Origin of the sequence: Microbacterium commune, from assembly GCF_014836945.1 — a bacterium.
In the GTDB taxonomy this organism is placed as follows: domain Bacteria; phylum Actinomycetota; class Actinomycetes; order Actinomycetales; family Microbacteriaceae; genus Microbacterium; species Microbacterium commune.
In genome coordinates, this window is the sequence record NZ_JACSPX010000003.1 from 346,403 (window position 1) to 365,137 (window position 18,735).

Sequence of the window (18,735 nt, forward strand, 5' to 3'; positions counted from 1 at the left end):
GCAAGGATATCTTTGCATTCATGACCGCGAACGATACCTACGGCCGCACTCTCGAGCCGAGCGCGCTGAAGGCGCTCGCGCATCCGATGCGCGTGCGGATCTACGATCTCCTCAGCGAGCGGGGTCCGCAGACCGCCAGCAGTCTCGCGGCGCTGATCGGCGAGACCTCCGGGGCGACCAGCTATCACCTGCGCGCCCTGGCAGCCCACGATCTCATCCGGGAGGTACCGGACCGCGGCACGGCGCGTGAGCGCTGGTGGGAGCGGCCCAAGGGACGCATCAACATGCCCGGCCCGGCAGAGGCGATGTCGCCGTCGAACCGCGCGGCAGCCCAGATCGTCACCACCGAGTTTCTGCGTCTGCGTCACCAGACTCTGATGGAGTACATCAACCGGCCGGAGTCTGATCAGCCCGAGGGGTGGCAGGACGCCGGCCTGGTCATGACGACGATGCTCGACATCACCGCCGAGCAGATGACGGAGCTCAAGAACGAGCTCAGCGCCGTGGTGGATGCCGCCATCGAGCGCTACCGCGGGCAGGAGGCCCAGCCAGGCACCCGGCGCGTGACCCTGCGCGCCGAGGTATTCGACCTTCCTGCGGCGCCGCGCCGCAGGACTCCCGAACAGGAGTGACCATGACCAGCGCGACTCTTCGTCTCGCCACGCCCACCGCGGTGGAGCGCGCCCTGCAGCGTCTCTCGATCGCCCTGGCCCGCTACGTCGAACGCCGCATCGCGCGGCGCGCCGAGCGCCGCGAGCTCGCGCTCGACCTGCTGCGCGAGCAGCACGCCAGGCGGCAGGATCCGCGAGCGCTCGACATCGCCCTGCTCGCGATCGGATCCAGGCCCCGGCCCTGAACGCCCTCCGATGCGCCGGGGTTCAGTCCTGGAAAGGCCGGGCGAGAACCTCGCCGGATGCGGTGAGCACGACCTCCCACCCGGCATCCAGCTCAGCGATCGGCCGACCCTCGAGCCAGGTGAGTGTCCAGTGGCCGCTCAGCTCGCGAGCCTCGATCTCGGCGATGGCCGGACGCAGGGAGGCGGGGACGGAGGCCGGCGGCTCAGCCCCCGTCGCCCAGCGCGTGCCCAGCTGCATCAGCCCTCCACCGGTGCCAGCTCGATCGCGGTGACCGCGAGCTCGTCGGCCTCGGCGAACTCCAGCTCGGCGATCCGGCCCACCGCGCGCAGGTCGTCGGCCGCGGCGCGCAGCGCGTCGATCTTCGCCGCCGGAGCCGAGATGGTCGCGGTCGCGACCGGGGTCTTCTGCGAGGCCTTCGCCTCGGTCTTCGCCCGTCGGATGCCGATCAGGGCCTCACTCGCCGTCGCGAGCACCGCAGGGTCGCCGTCGATGCCGAGCGGCTCCGGCCAGGTCGCCGTGTGGATCGAGCCCTCCTCGAACCACGACCACGCCTCCTCGGTCGCGAACGACACGATCGGGGCGAGCAGGCGCAGCAGCGTCGACAGTGCCAGGCGCAGCGCGAGCGCCGCCGAGGCCTGGTTGACGTCGGTCTGGTCGTACGCGCGCTCCTTGACGAGCTCCAGATAGTCGTCGCAGAACGTCCAGAAGAACGCCTCGGTGATCTCGAGCGCCTTGGCCTGGTCGTAGTTCTCGTACGCCCTGGTCGCCTCACGCACGACCTGATCGAGGGCGGTGAGCATCGATGCGTCCAGGGCGTGCGTGACCTCTGCGCCCTCGGGCACGGGGAACGACAGCACGAACTTCGCCGCGTTGAGGATCTTGATCGCGAGCCGCCGCCCGATCTTTACCTGCGTGGGGTTCTGCGGGTCGAAGGCCGCATCCATGCCGAGGCGGCTGGACGCCGACCAGTAGCGCACGGCGTCGGAGCCGTGCTTATCGAGGATGTCTGCCGGGGTGACGACGTTGCCCTTCGACTTCGACATCTTCTTGCGGTCGGGGTCGACGATGAAGCCGCTGATGGCCGCGTTGTGCCACGGCGAGCGCTGGTCTTCGAGCGTCGAGCGCAGCATGGTCGAGAACAGCCAGGTGCGGATGATGTCCTGGCCCTGCGGGCGCAGGTCGAACGGGGCGACCGCGTTCCACAGCTCCTCGTCGCGCTGCCAGCCGCCGGCCAGCTGCGGGGTGAGCGACGAGGTGGCCCAGGTGTCGAAGATGTCGGCTTCGGCGTCGAACCCGCCGGGCACGCCGCGCTGATCCTCGGTGTACCCCTCGGGCACGTCCGTGGTGGGGTCGATGGGCAGGGTCGCCGGCGACGGGGTCAGCACGCGCTCGTAGTCGCGCTCGCCGTTCTCGTCGAGGGCGTACCAGACGGGGATCGGCACGCCGAAGAAGCGCTGGCGCGAGATGAGCCAGTCGCCGGTCAGCCCGCCGACCCAGTTCTCGTACCGCACGCGCATGAAGTCGGGATGCCACCGAAGCTCGCGTCCGTTCTCGAGCAGCTGCTCGCGCAGCTGCTCGTCGCGGGCGCCGTTGCGGATGTACCACTGGCGCGTCGAGACGATCTCGAGCGGACGATCGCCCTTCTCGAAGAACTTGACCGCGTGGCTGAAGGGCTTGCCGACCTCTAGCAGGTCTCCCGAGGCCTGCAGCTGCTCGACGATGCTCTTGCGCGCGCTGAACACCGTCTTGCCCGCGAGCTCGGCATACGCAGCGCGGCCGGCATCCGACGTGATCGCGTCGGGAGCGTCGGCGAGCACCCGGCCGTCCTTGCCCAGGATGGAGCGGTTGGGCAGGTCGAGCTCGCGCCACCAGATGATGTCGGTCACGTCGCCGAAGGTGCAGATCATGGCGATACCCGAGCCCTTGTCGGGCTGGGCGAGGTGGTGGGCGAGAACGGGCACCTCGACGTCGAAGATCGGGGTGCGCACGGTCTTGCCGAAGTAGGGCTGGTAGCGCTCGTCGTCGGGATGCGCGACCAGGGCCACGCACGCCGGCAGCAGCTCGGGACGGGTCGTCTGGATCTCGATGTCACCGGACCCGTCGGTCTTGTGGAACGCGACGCGGTGGTACGCGGCCTGCTGCTCGCGGTCCTCGAGCTCGGCCTGGGCGATCGCAGAACGGAAGTCGATGTCCCACAGGGTGGGCGCCATCGACTGGTAGGCCTCGCCGCGCTCGAGTCCGCGCAGGAAGGCGAGCTGGCTCTGGCGGATCGTGTCGTCGGAGATCGTGCGGTAGGTCTGCGTCCAGTCGACGCTGAGGCCGAGCTGGCGGAACAGCGCCTCGAACTGCTTCTCGTCCTCGACGGTCAGCTTCTCGCACAGCTCGATGAAGTTGCGGCGACTGATCGGCTGCTGGTCGGCCGCGCGGGACGACTTGTTGTCGCCGCCCTCGAACGGAGGCGTGAAGTCGGGGTCGTAGGGCAGCGTGGGATCGCAGCGCACGCCGTAGTAGTTCTGCACGCGGCGTTCGGTGGGCAGGCCGTTGTCGTCCCAGCCCATCGGGTAGAACACGTTCTTGCCGCGCATGCGCTCGAAGCGGGCCTTGATATCGGTGTGCGTGTAGGAGAACACGTGACCGATGTGCAGGCTTCCGGAGGCCGTCGGCGGGGGAGTGTCGATCGAGTAGACGCTGTCGCGTCCGGATGCCGTGGCCAGGGCGCGGTCGAAGAGGAACGTGCCCTCCTCGGACCACCGCTCACCCCACTTCGCTTCGAGGCCTTCGAGCGCGGGCTTGTCAGGGATGCTGGACATGGAGTCTCCTCGAGCGATGTGTGCGGCACTGTGTGAGCGTGCCTGAGTGTGGGTTGTGCCGCGAGTCTACCGGTCACCCCACGGCCACTCCTAGATCGACCGCGTCCAACAATCACCGATAGGATGGAGCGTTCCCCTTCCTGCACTCATCGAGGTTCCGAATGCCGTCTCGTCCCGCGCGCCGACTTCTGCCCCTGGCCGTCCTTGCCACCGCATCCGCTCTTGTGCTGAGCGCCTGCGCGGGCCCCGCCGATGGGGGCAGCGGGGGCGACGCCGACGCCGAGCTCGTCTGGGCCATCGAGGGCGCCAACCTGTCGGCCGGCCACATGGACCCGCAGACCAGTCAGCTCGACGTGTCGGGCATGGTGCAGCGTCAGGTGCTCGACTCGCTCGTCTTCCAGGAGGCCGACGGGTCGTTCTCCCCGTGGCTCGCCGAGAGCTGGGAGGTCTCCGACGACGGGAGGACATACACCTTCGACCTGCGTGACGACGTCACCTTCTCGGACGGCACGCCGTTCGACGCCGCCGCGGTGAAGGCCAACTTCGATCGCATCGTCGACCCGGCGACGAAGTCCGCACAGGCGGCGAGCATGCTCGGCGGCGAGCTGTACGCGGGCACCGAGGTCACCGGCGAGCACACCGTCGAGGTCAGCTTCACCCAGCCGTACGCGCCCTTCCTGCAGGCGGCGAGCACCGCGCAGCTCGGCTTCTGGTCGCCGAAGGTGCTCGAGACGTCCGCCGACCAGCTCGCGGCGGGCGGACCCGACGTCACCGTCGGCACCGGCCCGTTCGTGCTCAGCGAGTACACCGCCGATCAGGAGATCGTCTACACCCGCAACGACGACTACGCCTGGGGGCCCGACGGCGCCCAGGCGCCGAAGATCCAGACCCTGCGCGTGGAGCTGCTGCCCGAGGCATCCGTCCGCGCCGGCGTGCTCTCCTCCGGCGAGGCGGACGTCGCGACCCAGCTGCCGCCGAATGTCGTCGCCGACCTCGGCGACGACATCGCCGTCACCGCGAAGGAGTACCCGGGTCTGCCGTACTCGCTGTTCCTCAACGAGAAGCACGGCGTCTTCGCCGACCAGAAGGTGCGCCAGGCGTTCTCGCTGGCCATCGACATCGACGTGGCCGTCGAGGAGATCTTCTTCGGCGAGTTCCCCCGCGCCTGGAGCATCCTCGGTCCGACCACCCCCGGCTACGACGCGTCGCTCGAAGGCACCTGGGCCTTCGACGCCGACAGGGCGAACGCCCTGCTCGATGAGGCCGGCTGGACCGAGCGCGGCGCCGACGGCATCCGGATGAAGGACGGCGAGCGCCTCTCGGCCCGCTGGATCGCCTGGACGCCGATCTCCGACGACCGCACCGCGCTCGCCAACGCCATCCAGTCCGACCTGAAGGACGTCGGCTTCGAGATCGTGCGGGAGAAGCTGGAGCCGGCCGCCTACAACGAGCAGTACGGCCCGAAGACCTACGACATCACCGACTGGGACTTCTCGGGTGTCGATGCCGACCTGCTGCGCAGCCACCTCGGCACCGACGGCTTCCAGAACGCATCGCAGGTGAGCGACCCCGCCGTCGACGACCTGCTGGAGCGGGGCCTGTCCACCTCCGACACCGGCGAGCGCGCCGAGATCTACACCGAACTGCAGCAGTGGAACGCCGAGCACGTCGCGATCGTGCCGCTGTACGTCTCGTCTCTGATCACCGGGTCCGCATCGACCGTGCAGGGGCTGGAGTACGACCTGTACGGACGCCCGCTGTTCTACGACGCGAGCGTCAGCCGCTGACGTGCGGCGCGTCCTCATCCGGCTCGCGGGGATCGCGGCGTCCGCCGTCCTCGTGCTGTGGGGTGCGGCGACGCTCGCGTTCCTGGCGTTCCGGGTCATCCCCGGCGATGCGGTCTCGGTGATGCTCGGCCCGCAGGCGAAGGTGAGCGAGGCGGTGAAGGCAGCCGTGCGAGCCGAGCTCGGCCTCGATCGTCCCGCGCTCGAGCAGTACCTCTCGTACATCGGCGGACTGCTGCGAGGAGACCTGGGCACGTCGTATCAGCTCCGGATGCCCGTGACCGAGGTCATCGGGCGGCAGCTCGGCGCCACCCTGCAGCTGACCGCGGTGGCGCTGCTGATCGCAGTGGTCGTCGCGCTCGCCGTGGCGCTGCTCGCACGTCGCGGACCGGCGCGGGCGGTGGTGGTCGCGGGGGAGCTGATCGTGCTGTCGTCTCCGGTGTTCTGGATCGGGATCCTGCTGCTGGCCGTGTTCGCCTTCGGCCTGGGCTGGTTCCCGGTGGCGGGCACCCGCAGCCCCGCCACTGTCGTGCTGCCCGCCCTCACCCTCGCCCTTCCGGTGTCGGCGCTGATCAGTCAGGTGCTGCGCGACGGCATCGACGAGGCGGAGCGGCAGCCGTTCGCCGAGACCGTCCGCTCCCGCGGCGCCGGTTCGGCTCGCCTCGTGCTGCGGCACTCGCTGCGCCACGGCGCCGCGGGCGCGCTCACCCTCGCCGCATATCTGATCGGATCGCTGCTCGGCGGGGCGGTGCTCGTCGAGACCGTCTTCGCGCGGCCGGGGCTCGGCCGGGTGACGCTGACCGCCATCGTCGACCGCGACCTGCCGGTCGTGGCCGGGGTGATCATGCTCAGCGCGCTGGTGTTCGTCGTCGTCAACGTGATCGTGGAGCTGCTGCACCCGGTCATCGACCCGCGGCTGCGCGCGCGGCCGGCCGTGTTCGAGGCGCCGCCCATCGAGGAGCGCCGATGATCGCGCGACGGGTGGGGCTGACCTGCGCCGTGGCGTTCCTTGCCGTGGTCGCGCTCGCCGCCGTCTTCCCCGATCTGCTCGCGACCCACGACCCGCTGCGCACCGACGTGCGCTCGGCGCTCGAGGCGCCGGGACCGGCGCACCTGTTCGGCACCGACCAGTCGGGGCGCGACGTGTTCTCCCGTGTCGTGCACGGCGCAGGTCGCTCGGTCGGCATCGGACTGTTGGCCACCGTGCTCGCCGTGGTCGCCGGGCTCCTGCTCGGATCGCTCTCGGGTGTCTCGCCGCGGGTGGTGGATGCCGTGGCGATGCGCGTCACCGACATCCTGCTCGCCTTCCCCGAGTTCCTCGTCGCGCTGATCGTGGTCGCGGTGCTCGGACCCGGCGCGACGAACGTCGCCGTCGCGGTGACGATCGCGGCCGTGCCGGTGTACATCCGTCTAGCCCGAACGCAGACCCGCACGCTGCGCATCGCCGAGCACGTCGAGGCGGCGCGCATCCTCGGGGTCGGCCCGGTGCGCACCTTCACCCGCCACGTCGCGCCCGGGGTGCTCGGTTCGCTGAGCGTGCTCGCCACCATCGGCATCGGCTCGAGCATTCTGGCCGCCGCCGGGCTCAGCTTCCTCGGACTCGGGCCTGCGGAGCCGGATCCGGAGTGGGGGCTCATGCTCTCGGGCGGGCGCAACGTGCTGGGACGCGCCTGGTGGATCTCGGTGTTCCCCGGCCTCGCCATCACGCTCACCGTGATCAGCGCGACCGTGGTCGGCCGCACCCTCCGCGCCAGAGCCGAAGGGAGGCGCGCATGAGCGCGGTGCACGTACGAGGGCTGCGCATCGCGATCGACGGACGTACCCTCGTCGACGGGATCGACCTCGATGTGGCCGCCGGGGAGTGCGTGGCCATCGTCGGCGAGTCCGGCGCCGGCAAGTCGCTCACCGCCCGCGCGCTGCTGGGGATGCTGCCGGACGGCGCTCGCATGACTGCCGACGAGCTGCGGATCGATGGCGCCGACACCGCAGGCCTGAGCGAGTCCGGCTGGCGGTCGGTGCGCGGCCGGCGAATCGCGCTGATCTCGCAGGACGCCCTGGCCGCGCTCGACCCGCTGCGCCGGATCGGACGCGAGGTCGCCGAGCCGATGCAGATCCATGGCCTGCACCGCGGACGCCGGGAGGAGCACGTCGTCCAGCTGCTGGCATCCGTCGCCCTGCCCGACCCGGAGCGTCGGGCACGTGACCGCCCGCACGAGCTGTCCGGCGGGATGCGCCAGCGTGCCCTGATCGCGTCCGCGCTCGCCGCGGACCCGGCTGTGCTGGTCGCCGACGAGGCGACCACAGCGCTGGATGCCACCGTGCAGGCGCGCATCCTCACGCTGCTGCGCTCGATCGCCGACGAGGGACGCGCGGTGCTCTTCATCAGCCACGACTTCGCGGCGGTGCGGAGGGTCGCCGACCGGGTGCTGGTCATGCGCGAGGGGCGCATCGTCGAACGAGGACCGGTCGCGGAGGTGATGTCCTCGCCCCGCGACGCGTACACGCAGGCTCTCGTCGACGCGAGCGCCCCGCGCGCGCACCGGGCGCCACGTGAGCCCAGCGACGTGCTGCTGCAGGTGCGCGACGTCTCCAAGCGGTTCGAGCGGCCGGCGGTGGTGGGGGCGTCGTTCACCCTGCAGCGCGGGCGCACCCTCGGGATCGTCGGCGAGTCCGGTTCGGGAAAGACGACCCTGGCCCGCATGCTGATCGGCGTCGAGGCACCCGATGCGGGCCGGTTGCAGTGGACGAGCCCGCAGCGGATCCAGCTCGTGCACCAGAATCCGCTCGGCGCTCTCGACCCGCGGTGGACGATCGGACGGTCGATCACCGAGGCGCTGCAGGCGGCGGGGGTTCCGCGCGGCGAGCGCCCCCGCGCCATGGCGTCCCTGCTCGCGGAGGCGGGCCTGGATGAGCGGCTGAGCCTGCGTCGTCCGCGGGAGCTGTCGGGTGGGCAGCGTCAGCGCGCGGCGATCGCTCGCGCGCTCGCCGCCGACCCGCAGGTGCTCGTGCTCGACGAGCCCGTGTCGGCACTCGATCCCACCGTGCGGGCCCGGATGCTCGAGCTTCTCGCCCGGCTGCAGACCGAGCGCCTGCTCACGATGGTGTTCGTCTCACACGATCTCGCGGTCGTCGCGGCGGTGTGCGATGACGTGCTGGTGATGCGCGACGGTGTCATCGTCGAACAGGGAGCGGTTGCTGAGGTGTTCGCCGAACCGCGGCATCCGTTCACGCGCGAGCTGATCGCGGCCGGTCTCTGACCCGGGGGCGCGTCCTCTCACAGCAAAACACCAGGTTCGCTATGGTGGGGCGCAACAGCGACGACGAAGCCGCTGCCGAAAGGAAGCTCATCCATGTCTCCTGTTCTCCTCATGGTCCTCGGACTGGCGATCTTCGCCGTCGGGTACCTCGTCTATTCGCGCTACCTCGCTCAGCGCGTGTACCGACTCGATGCGTCGTACGAGACCCCCGCGCACGAGCTGAACGACGGCGTCGACTACGTGCCGACGAACAAGTTCATCCTGTGGGGCCACCACTTCACCTCCGTCGCGGGCGCCGCGCCCATCGTCGGTCCTGCGATCGCCGTCATCTGGGGCTGGGTTCCGGCCTTCCTGTGGGTCACCATCGGCACGGTGTTCTTCGCCGGCATGCACGACCTCGGCGCGCTGTGGGCCTCGACTCGCAACAAGGGCCGATCGATCGGCGCCCTGTCGGCGCGGTACATCGGCAAGCGCGGCGCGAGCCTCTTCCTCGTCGTCATCTTCCTGCTGCTGCTGATGGTGATCGCCGCATTCGCCGTCGTGATCAAGAACCTGCTGATCTCGACGCCCAGCGCGGTGATCCCCACCTGGGGAGCGATCCTGGTGGCGCTGCTCGTCGGTGTGGCCGTGTACCGTCTGCGCTGGCCGCTGCTGCCGGTGACCGTCGTCGGCGTCGTCACGCTATACGCCCTGATCGTGCTGGGCGACCAGGTTCCGGTCGTGCTGCCCGACGACTTCCTCGGGATGGGCCCCGCGACCTTCTGGATCCTCGCGCTGTTCGTCTACGGCGCGATCGCCTCGCTGCTGCCCGTCTGGGTGCTGCTGCAGCCGCGTGACTACATCAACGGCGTGCAGCTCTTCGTCGGACTGATCCTGCTGTTCGGGTCGGTGCTCACCGCGACGCTGTTCTCGGGCACCGCTCCCGAGATCGTCGCCCCGGCGATCAACACCGCCGTCCCGGACGGCACCCCCAGCATGGTGCCCCTGCTGTTCGTCACGATCGCCTGCGGGGCGATCTCCGGCTTCCACGGCATGGTGTCCTCCGGCACGAGCTCCAAGCAGCTCGACAAGGAGACGGATGCCCGCTTCGTCGGCTACTTCGGCGCCGTCGGCGAGGGTCTGCTCTCGCTGGGCACGATCCTCGCCGTGATCGCCGGCTTCCGCACGGTCGCCGAATGGAACGAGGTCTACAGCGCGTTCGGAGCGGGTGGAGTCGGAGCGTTCGTCACCGGGGGCGGGGCGCTCATGCAGGCCGGCATCGGCCTGCCCGCGTCGCTGAGCGCCACGGTGCTGGCCACCATGGCGGTGCTGTTCGCGGCGACGACGATGGACACCGGCATGCGCCTGCTGCGCTTCGTCGTGCAGGAGATCGGCGATGCCGTCAAGGTGCGCGTCACCAAGGTGCCCGCCACGATCGTGGTGGTCGTGGTCGGCCTCGGTCTGACCTTCTCGCAGGGGCTCGGCGGCGACGGCGGGCTGCGCATCTGGCCGCTGTTCGGCACCACCAACCAGCTGATGGCCTCGCTGACGCTGTCGATCATCGCGGTCATGCTCATCCGCAAGCGCCGCAACCCGCTGCCGGCGGTGATCCCGCTGGTGATCGTCTTCGTGCTGTCGTTCTGGGCGGCGCTCGAGCAGCTCGCCTCGTTCGCCGACCCCGCGAAGGCCGATTGGCTGCTGTTCGCGCTGGATGTGATCATCATCGCCTCGAGTGTCTGGGTCGCTGTGGAAGCGGTGCTCGCGATGCGTCGCGCGGCACGCGACGAGCCCGAGCACGAAGATGAGGATGCGCAGCTCGAAGCGGTGCGCGAGGAGGTCTGATCGATGGTTCGCACCGAGGCGGCCCGGCGCCTGCGCGGGCGCTGGGCCGCCTTGCGGCGCGGGATGGCGGAGTACTACGCCGGTCCGTACCGCCAGATGCTCGCTCGCGAGCAGCGCGATGAAGACGACCTGTTCGCTCTGGTCGTGCTCGGCGAGGCGCTGGGCGTGCCCGACCCGGCGGCGTACTACAGCGCCGAGCTCATGCCGCTCGCGGCCGACGACTTCCACCGCTGGCACCGCCGGATGGGCATGCCGCGCTCGCCGCTGGACAACATGACATGCTGCTAGACGCACTGCGCAGACCGATGCTCTTCGTCGGGGGCAAAGGCGGCGTGGGAAAGACCTCGCTGGCATCCGCCCTCGCCGTCGCCCGCGCACGCGACGGCGAGCGCGTGCTGGTGGTGTCCACCGACCCCGCGCACAACCTCGGCCATCTCTGGCGGCGCGAGGTGGGGGATGCCCCGGTGCGACTGGCCGACTTCGCCCGCGGCTCGCTGGACGGCGTCGAGGTCGATCCGCACGCGACGATCGACCGGCACCTCGACGCCGTCGAGAAGACCATGACCCGCATGCTTCCTGAGCGGCAGCATCGCGCCGCCCGAGAGCATCTGGAGCGGGCGCGGCACGCGCCCGGCAGCCATGAGTCAGCGGTGCTGGAGCGCATCGCCGAACTCGCCGAAGCGGGGCAGCGCGACTACGACGCCGTCATCTTCGACACCGCGCCCTCCGGGCACACTCTGCGGCTGCTGGCGCTGCCGGGTCAGCTCGCCGGCTGGACCGAGACCCTGCTGCGCAACCGCGACCGCTCGGAGCGCTTCTCGGCCGCGATGCGCGGGCTCGCCGGAACCGCCGACCCGCAGGCGGAGGCGCAGGCCGATCTCCGCCGCGCGCTGCAGCGTCGCCGCGACCGGTTCAGCGGCATGCAGCAGGCCATCGCCGATCCCGCCCGCACCGGCTTCGTGGTCGTGTTCACGGCGGAGGCGCTGCCGGTGGCGGAGACCCTGGAAGTCGTGCAGAGCCTGCGGAGCATGGGCGTCACGGTCGCCGGCCTGGTGGCCAATCGGCGCTCGCCCGCCGACGGCGGCGAGGTGCTGGCGGCGCGTCGCACCGTCGAGGACGCACACCTGCAGCACGTGCGCGACGCCGTGCCGGATGCCCCGGTGCTCGAGATCCCCCTCGTGCCGGGGGAGCTGACCGGACCGGAGGCGCTGACCACGCTCGCCGGACTGCTGGAGTGCGCCGCCGTCGGATGATCGAGGCCGGACGCAGGAGATCTTGTGGCCGGACGTCTGTCGGACATATCCTCCCCGCATGGCGCCGCGGGGCCACGTCGAGGACGGGGGCGAGATGAGTGAGGACGCGAGGACCGGCCTCGTCGAGTGGATGCGGCGTCGCCGTCGGCCGCTCGGCGCGGCGGGAGCGGTCATCGCCGCCGGGATGAGCGCCCTGTGGGTCGTCGTCGTGCCGGACCGTGTCGACACGGTGACGGGCGTGCAGGAGGTCGTGATCCGGTGGGGGCACCCGGTGTGCTGGGCTCTGCTCGCGATCGTCGGCATCCTCATCGCCGTCGCCGCACCGAAGCGCATCCGCGACGTGGTCGCGGTGCTGGCGGCCGGCAGCTACGCGGCCTTCGTGATCGCGATGCTCTGGCCGTGAGTGCTGCGCTCGCCGGGAAGACGCGTAGAATGGACGCACAAGCAATGATCCGGCCATCACCGGGGAGCTCTCGGAAGAACCCTTCGCCTCGGCGCAGGAACTAGACCCGAGCGGGGCAGGCCCGTCATCGCCGCAGTGAGAGCGGCTTCGCGAGAAGCACGCAGGGTGGTACCGCGGTCCGTGAACGCACGGGTCGTCCCTGCAGCAGCATCCGCCCACGACCACTGCGAGCGCACATGACCTATCCTCAGCCATTCCGGTTCCTGAGCAGCGGCGAAGCCGACAGTCGAAGGGTCGGACCCGCCGCCGACTCCGTCGTCCCCAGCCCGCGGTTCCCCGAGATCGAGACCGAGGTGCTCGACTTCTGGAAGTCGGACGACACCTTCCGGGCATCGATCGCGCAGCGCGAGGGTGCCGACGAGTGGGTCTTCTACGACGGGCCCCCGTTCGCCAACGGCCTGCCGCACTACGGGCACCTGCTCACCGGCTACGCGAAGGACGTCTTCCCGCGCTTCCAGACGATGCTCGGCAAGAAGGTCGACCGCGTCTTCGGCTGGGACACGCACGGCCTGCCCGCCGAGCTCGAGGCGATGAAGCAGCTCGGCATCACCGAGAAGAGCGAGATCGAGCAGATGGGCATCGACGTCTTCAACGCGAAGGCGCGCGACTCCGTGCTCACCTACACGCGCGAGTGGCAGGACTACGTGACCCGCCAGGCCCGCTGGGTCGACTTCGAGCGCGGGTACAAGACGCTCGACCTCGGCTACATGGAGAGCGTGCTCTGGGCGTTCAAGACGCTGTACGACAAGGGCCTCGCGTACGAGGGCTACCGGGTGCTGCCCTACTGCTGGCGCGATGAGACCCCGCTGTCGGCGCACGAGCTGCGCATGGACGACGACGTGTACAAGGACCGTCAGGACCCGTCGGTCACCGTGACCTTCCCCCTGGTCGGCGCCAAGGCCGAGACGCTCGGCCTGACCGCCGTGCGCGCGCTGGCCTGGACGACCACGCCGTGGACGCTGCCCACCAACCTCGCCCTCGTCGTCGGCCCCGAGATCGAGTACGTGGTGCTGCCCGGCGGGCCGAACGGCGCCGCCGACATCGTGCCGGGGGACGACCCGGCCGAGAGCGACGCGCACCGCTACCTGCTCGCCCGCGATCTGCTGGGCGGCTACGCCAAGGACCTCGGCTACGAGTCCGCGGACGACGCGTTCGCCGCGGTGCAGCAGACCGTGCTCGGCGCCGAGCTCGAGGACGTCGCGTACGACCGGCTCCTCGACTACTACGCGGATGCCGAGACCTGGGGCACCGAGAACGCCTGGCGCATCCTCGTCGACGACTACGTCACCACCACCGATGGCACGGGCATCGTGCATCAGGCACCCGCCTACGGTGAGGACGACCAGCGCGTGACCAACGCCGCGGGCATCCCGACGATCATCTCGCTCGACGACGGCGGACGCTTCCTCCCGTCGGTCACCGACGTGGCCGGTCAGCTGTGGATGGACGCCAACACGCCGCTGATCCGTCTGCTGCGTGCCGGCGGGCGGATGCTGCGCGAGCAGAGCTACGTGCACTCCTACCCGCACTGCTGGCGCTGCCGGAACCCCCTCATCTACAAGGCCGTCTCGAGCTGGTTCATCCGGGTCACCGACATCAAGGACGACCTGCTCGCGAACAACGAGCAGATCACCTGGGTGCCCGAGAACGTCAAGCACGGCCAGTTCGGCAAGTGGCTCGAGGGCGCGCGCGACTGGTCGATCAGCCGCAACCGCTACTGGGGCTCGCCGATCCCGATCTGGAAGAGCGACGACCCCGAGTACCCCCGCGTCGACGCGTACGGATCGCTCGAGGAGCTCGAGCGCGACTTCGGCACGCTGCCGCGCAACCCCGAGGGGGAGGTCGACCTGCACCGGCCGTACATCGACGACCTCACGCGCCCGAACCCGGACGACCCGACCGGCAAGAGCACGATGCGTCGCATCGAGGACGTGTTCGACGTGTGGTTCGACTCGGGATCCATGCCCTACGCGCAGGTGCACTACCCGTTCGAGAACCAGGAGTGGTTCGACTCGCACGCGCCGGCGGACTTCATCGTGGAGTACATCGGTCAGACCCGCGGCTGGTTCTACGTGATGCACGTGCTCTCGACCGCCCTGTTCGACCGGCCGGCGTTCACGGGCGTCAGCTGCCACGGCATCGTCCTCGGCAGCGACGGCTACAAGATGTCGAAGTCGCTGCGCAACTATCCCGATGTCAGCGAGGTGCTCGACCGCGACGGGTCGGATGCCATGCGCTGGTTCCTCATGTCGAGCTCGGTGCTGCGCGGCGGCAACCTCGCCGTCACCGAGGAGGGCATCCGCTCGGGGGTCCGCGAGTTCCTGCTGCCGCTGTGGAACTCGTGGTACTTCTTCGCGACCTATGCGAACGCTTCGACAGGCTCAGCGGGGGCCGCTTCGACAGGCTCAGCGGGGGCCGCCGGCGGCGGCTACGAGGCGACGTGGCGCACCGACAGCACCGACGTGCTCGACCGCTACATCCTGGCGCGCCTGGGCGACCTCGTGCGCGAGGTGCGCATCGACCTCGAGGGGCTCGACTCGACCACCGCATCCGCCCGGCTGCGCGACTTCGCCGAGGTGCTCACCAACTGGTACATCCGTCGCTCGCGCGACCGGTTCTGGGAGGGCGTCACTGACGACCCGAAGAGCCGCGAGGCCTTCGACACGCTGTACACGGTGCTCGAGACGCTGTCCCGTGTCGCGGCACCGCTCGTGCCGCTGATCAGCGAGCGGGTCTGGCAGGGACTCACCGGCGGGCGCAGCGTGCACCTGACCGACTGGCCCGACGCCGACGCGTTCCCCGCAGCCGACGACGTGCGCGACGCGATGGATGCCGTCCGCGAGCTCTCCAGCGTCGGCAACGCCCTGCGAAAGAAGGAGAAGCTGCGCGTGCGTCTGCCGCTCGCCCGCCTCACCGTCGTGTCACCGCTGGCCGGCGACCTCGCGCAGTTCGAGGGCATCCTCCGCGAAGAGCTCAACGTCAAGACGGTCGAGCTCGTGCAGCTGGCCCAGAACACGGCATCCGACTACGGCATCAGCCACCGTCTCAGCGTCAACGCCCGCGCCGCGGGACCGCGCCTGGGCAAGGAGGTGCAGAAGGTCATCCGCGCCGCGAAGGAGGGCCTCTGGAGCGAGAAGGGCGGCGTGGTGACCGCTGACGGCATCGCCCTCGAGCCGCACGAGTACGACCTGGTGCTCGAAACTTCAGGGCGCCCGGAAGGCGAGGCCCTCGCCCTGGTGCCCGGCGGCGGGTTCATGCTGCTCGACACCGTGACCACGCCGGAACTCGAGGCCGAGGGGATGGCGCGGGATGCGATCCGCGTCGTGCAGGAGGCTCGCAAGAACGCCGGTCTCGACGTGAGCGATCGCATCGTGCTGGCTCTGAACGTCTCCGCGGCGGACGCGGAGGCTCTCCGCCGGCACGCCGACCTGATCGCGGGCGAGACGCTCGCGGTGGGATTCGCGGTGCAGCCCACAGACGAGATCGAGCAGGTGGTCGAGAGCCTGGGCAGTCCCGGTGACGGCGTGTTCCGCACCAGCGCCAAGGCGCTGGGATCGCAGAAGGCGACGATCATCGTCACGATCGATTCGAACGTCCCTCAGGAGGCAGCGCGATGAGCGACGTGCAGAGAGCCGACGTCGTCTACGAGAAGCTGCTCGAGCGAGCAGGGGAGCGGTGGGTGCAGCCTCGCAAGGAGCGAGTCGCGCGCATCCTCACGCTGCTCGACGACCCGCAGCGCACCTATCGGGTCGTGCACATCACCGGCACGAACGGCAAGACATCGACCGCACGCATGATCGAGAGCCTGCTGCGTTCGCACGGACTGCGCACGGGCCTGTTCACCAGCCCGCACCTGAAGCGCTTCACCGAGCGGATCATGATCGACGGCGAGCCGATCGCCGACGGGGCGATCGCGGATGCCTGGGATGAGATCGAGCCCTTCGTGGGCATCGTCGACGCCGAGCTGGAGTCCGCAGGCGACGCGCCGCTGACGTTCTTCGAGCTGCTGACCGTGCTCGCGTTCGTCGCCGCGTCGGACGCGCCCGTCGACGTGCTCGTGCTCGAAGTGGGCATGGGCGGGTCGTGGGACTCCACCAACACCGCCGACGGCGACGTCGCGGTCTTCACGCCGATCGACATGGATCACGCCGACCGCCTCGGCGACACCATCGAGGCCATCGCCGAGGTGAAGGCCGGCATCATCAAGGACGGCGCCGCCGTCGTGTCGGCCGAGCAGCGACCCGAGGTCGCCGCGGTGCTGCGCCGCGTGGCCTCCGAGAAGGACGCGACGATCGCGTTCGAGGGCGAGGACTTCGGGCTCAGCGACCAGAAGCTCGCGGTGGGCGGCCAGCTGATCGGCATCCGCGGGCTCGCCGGCGAGTACGTCGACGAGTACCTGCCCCTGTACGGCGCGCATCAGGGTCACAACGCCGCTCTCGCCGTTGCCGCGGTCGAATCGCTGATCGGCGGTGCGTCGCAGCGGATCGTCGGCGACATCCTCGCCGACGGACTGCAGAACGCGACGTCTCCGGGACGTCTGCAGCTGGTGGGCATCGCACCGACCGTGGTCGTGGACGCTGCGCACAACCCGCACGGCGCCGCGGCCCTCGCGCGTTCACTCGACGACAGCTTCGACTTCGACGAGTGGGGTCTCGTGCTCGGCGTCTTCGCCGACAAGGACGCGGCCGGCATCGTCGATCAGCTGCTCCCGCAGGTCGCCGAGGTGTTCGCGACGGCCCCCGATTCGGATCGGGCTGCGGATGCGGATGCCATCGCCGACCTCGTGGAGGAGCGCGGACGCCGCGCGAGTGTGCACCCCACCCTCGCCGACGCCGTCGACGCCGCTCGCGAATGGGCGGCCTCGGCCGACCGTCGCGCCGTCGTCATCGCCGGGTCGATCGTGCTGGCCGGCGAAGCCCTGCGCCTCTCGGACGAGGAGGACTGGAAGTCGGGGTGGCGCGCATGAGCGCCCGTGCCGCGAGAGCCGCCCGTGCCCCGCGCACGTTGGTGCAGAAGCTCGGGTCGATCGTGCTCGGCTTCGAGGCGATCGGCGCCCTGCTCGCCGGACTCGTGATCTTCGGGCTCAAGGCTCTGCCCGCGGGCATTCCGCCGTGGTGGGGGATCGTCGCCGGCGCGGCGGTCGCGATCGCGCTCGTCGCTGTCGCCGGCGCGATCGCGAAGCCGTGGGCGGTCCCCGCCGGATGGGCGCTGCAGGTCGTCATCGCCCTGGGCGCGCTGCTGGTGCCCGCGATCGCGTTCGTCGTGCTGATTTTCGGCGGCATGTGGGCGTATGCGACGATCGGTGGGGCCCGCATCGACCGACAGCGGCCGGCGGGCCCGCCGGCAGAACCTCACACAGAGAGCGAATGACATGGCCACTGAAGAAACCCTCGTCCTCGTCAAGCCCGACGGCGTCGCCCGCGGCCTGACCGGCAGCATCCTCGCCCGCATCGAGGCGAAGGGCTACGCGCTCGTCGACCTGCGCCTGGTCGAGCCCGACCGCGACCGGCTCGCGGCGCACTATGCCGAGCACGAGGGCAAGCCGTTCTACGAGCCCCTGCTCGAGTTCATGATGTCGGGCCCGTCGGTCGCGATCCGGCTCGCCGGCAACCGCGTCATCGAGGGGTTCCGCTCGCTCGCGGGAACCACCGATCCGACGACGGCGGCGCCCGGCACCATCCGCGGTGACTTCGGCCGCGACTGGGGCCTCAAGGTGCAGCAGAACCTCGTGCACGGCTCGGACAGCCCCGAGTCCGCCGCGCGTGAGCTCGGCATCTGGTTCGACTGAACACGGGCCGAAGACGAGAAGAGGGACACCCGATCTGGCGTCCCTCTTCTCGTGGGGTGGTCAGAAGATCATGCCGATGACCTCGCCGAGCAGATCGAGGCCGGCCAGCTGCGCCATCGCGATCACGGTGGCGTAGGCCAGGATCGTCGCCAGCGGCACCCACACCATGAGGCGTCCGGCACGCTCCCGAGCGGCCGTGGAGCGGCCGAGCGTGCCGTTGCGCACGAGGTGCAGCGTCGTCGCGAAGAAGGTCGGTATCGTGACCGCCCACGTGGCCATGCACCACGGGCACAGGGTGTGCAGGCTGTAGATGCTCTGGCCGATCAGCCAGCACACGAAGATGAATGCGCCGAGCACGCCGACACCGAACAGACCCCAGAACCAGCGCGGGAAGCGCACTCCCGAGAGCACGGCGACGCCCATCACGAGCACGGCCATCCACGCGGTCACGCCGATCAAGGGGTTGGGGAACCCGAACACGGCACCCTGCCAGGATCCGAGGTTCTTGTCGCACTGCAGCATGACGCTCACGTAGCAGCTCGTCGTCTCGCCCGGATTCTCGAGCACGTAGAACTTCTCGATCGTCAGCTGGAAGGCCGCCCACCAGCCGAGGACCGCGGCGATGATGAGCCAGATTCCGTAGCCGACATGGCGGGTGCGCGGGGTGGTCATGGCGCGATTATCCCAGTGGCGGCTATGCGG

17 protein-coding genes are annotated in these 18,735 nt (G+C 70.1%); 14 read left to right on the top strand and 3 right to left on the bottom strand.

Going from position 1 to position 18,735, the window contains the following annotated elements:
* Nucleotides 1-20 precede the first annotated feature (20 nt).
* Both H9633_RS11825 and H9633_RS11830 read left to right on the top strand, forming a co-directional pair.
* Nucleotides 21-632 (top strand): winged helix-turn-helix domain-containing protein, encoded by a 612-nt coding sequence (locus H9633_RS11825; protein WP_071643112.1) that lies wholly within the window; start codon nucleotides 21-23, stop codon nucleotides 630-632.
* 2 nt (nucleotides 633-634) lie between these two features.
* Nucleotides 635-856, top strand: a complete 222-nt coding sequence (locus H9633_RS11830) for a hypothetical protein (protein ID WP_071643114.1) — start codon at nucleotides 635-637, stop codon at nucleotides 854-856.
* A 22-nt stretch (nucleotides 857-878) separates the two neighbouring features.
* Here the strand turns inward: H9633_RS11830 and H9633_RS11835 are convergent, their stop codons facing one another.
* Nucleotides 879-1,094 (bottom strand): hypothetical protein, encoded by a 216-nt coding sequence (locus H9633_RS11835; RefSeq protein WP_191713291.1) that lies wholly within the window; start codon nucleotides 1,092-1,094, stop codon nucleotides 879-881.
* Nucleotides 1,094-3,667: a valine--tRNA ligase gene (gene valS, locus H9633_RS11840; RefSeq protein ID WP_191713292.1), complete on the bottom strand. Its 2,574-nt coding sequence runs from the start codon at nucleotides 3,665-3,667 to the stop codon at nucleotides 1,094-1,096. The genes H9633_RS11835 and valS overlap by 1 nt, the downstream gene beginning before the upstream one ends.
* Nucleotides 3,668-3,828: 161 nt before the next feature.
* Between valS and H9633_RS11845 the strand changes: the two genes are divergently transcribed.
* From H9633_RS11845 to ndk, 12 genes are all read left to right on the top strand, one after another.
* Nucleotides 3,829-5,454 carry an ABC transporter substrate-binding protein gene (locus tag H9633_RS11845; protein ID WP_191713293.1) on the top strand — a complete coding sequence of 542 codons (1,626 nt, stop codon included), beginning with the start codon at nucleotides 3,829-3,831 and terminating at the stop codon, nucleotides 5,452-5,454.
* Between the two features lies 1 nt (nucleotide 5,455).
* Nucleotides 5,456-6,421 carry an ABC transporter permease gene (locus H9633_RS11850; protein WP_191713294.1) on the top strand — a complete coding sequence of 322 codons (966 nt, stop codon included), beginning with the start codon at nucleotides 5,456-5,458 and terminating at the stop codon, nucleotides 6,419-6,421.
* Nucleotides 6,418-7,227, top strand: coding sequence for an ABC transporter permease (locus H9633_RS11855; RefSeq protein WP_191713295.1), 810 nt, complete (start codon nucleotides 6,418-6,420; stop codon nucleotides 7,225-7,227). The genes H9633_RS11850 and H9633_RS11855 overlap by 4 nt, the downstream gene beginning before the upstream one ends.
* Nucleotides 7,224-8,708 (top strand): ATP-binding cassette domain-containing protein, encoded by a 1,485-nt coding sequence (locus tag H9633_RS11860; protein ID WP_191713296.1) that lies wholly within the window; start codon nucleotides 7,224-7,226, stop codon nucleotides 8,706-8,708. Before H9633_RS11855 ends, H9633_RS11860 begins: the two co-directional genes overlap by 4 nt.
* Nucleotides 8,709-8,801: 93 nt before the next feature.
* Nucleotides 8,802-10,529 carry a carbon starvation CstA family protein gene (locus H9633_RS11865; RefSeq protein ID WP_071643129.1) on the top strand — a complete coding sequence of 576 codons (1,728 nt, stop codon included), beginning with the start codon at nucleotides 8,802-8,804 and terminating at the stop codon, nucleotides 10,527-10,529.
* Nucleotides 10,530-10,532: 3 nt separating this feature from the next.
* Nucleotides 10,533-10,817 carry a cory-CC-star protein gene (locus tag H9633_RS11870; RefSeq protein ID WP_191713297.1) on the top strand — a complete coding sequence of 95 codons (285 nt, stop codon included), beginning with the start codon at nucleotides 10,533-10,535 and terminating at the stop codon, nucleotides 10,815-10,817.
* Nucleotides 10,818-10,834: 17 nt separating this feature from the next.
* Complete coding sequence (locus H9633_RS11875) at nucleotides 10,835-11,782, top strand: ArsA family ATPase (RefSeq protein WP_318247273.1); 948 nt, start codon at nucleotides 10,835-10,837, stop codon at nucleotides 11,780-11,782.
* Nucleotides 11,783-11,840: 58 nt separating this feature from the next.
* Nucleotides 11,841-12,185, top strand: a complete 345-nt coding sequence (locus H9633_RS11880) for a hypothetical protein (protein WP_191713298.1) — start codon at nucleotides 11,841-11,843, stop codon at nucleotides 12,183-12,185.
* A gap of 236 nt (nucleotides 12,186-12,421) precedes the next feature.
* Complete coding sequence (gene ileS / locus H9633_RS11885) at nucleotides 12,422-15,862, top strand: isoleucine--tRNA ligase (RefSeq protein WP_191713299.1); 3,441 nt, start codon at nucleotides 12,422-12,424, stop codon at nucleotides 15,860-15,862.
* On the top strand, nucleotides 15,859-17,211 hold the full coding sequence (locus tag H9633_RS11890) for a bifunctional folylpolyglutamate synthase/dihydrofolate synthase (protein WP_191713300.1): 1,353 nt from the start codon (nucleotides 15,859-15,861) through the stop codon (nucleotides 17,209-17,211). Before ileS ends, H9633_RS11890 begins: the two co-directional genes overlap by 4 nt.
* On the top strand, nucleotides 17,208-17,615 hold the full coding sequence (locus H9633_RS11895; RefSeq protein WP_225211424.1) for a DUF4233 domain-containing protein: 408 nt from the start codon (nucleotides 17,208-17,210) through the stop codon (nucleotides 17,613-17,615). Before H9633_RS11890 ends, H9633_RS11895 begins: the two co-directional genes overlap by 4 nt.
* 1 nt (nucleotide 17,616) lies before the next feature.
* Nucleotides 17,617-18,033 carry a nucleoside-diphosphate kinase gene (gene ndk, locus H9633_RS11900; protein ID WP_071643142.1) on the top strand — a complete coding sequence of 139 codons (417 nt, stop codon included), beginning with the start codon at nucleotides 17,617-17,619 and terminating at the stop codon, nucleotides 18,031-18,033.
* A 60-nt stretch (nucleotides 18,034-18,093) separates the two neighbouring features.
* On the opposite strand, the gene H9633_RS11905 is transcribed toward ndk, so the two are convergent.
* Nucleotides 18,094-18,705: a vitamin K epoxide reductase family protein gene (locus tag H9633_RS11905; protein WP_191713302.1), complete on the bottom strand. Its 612-nt coding sequence runs from the start codon at nucleotides 18,703-18,705 to the stop codon at nucleotides 18,094-18,096.
* Nucleotides 18,706-18,735: the final 30 nt, after the last annotated feature.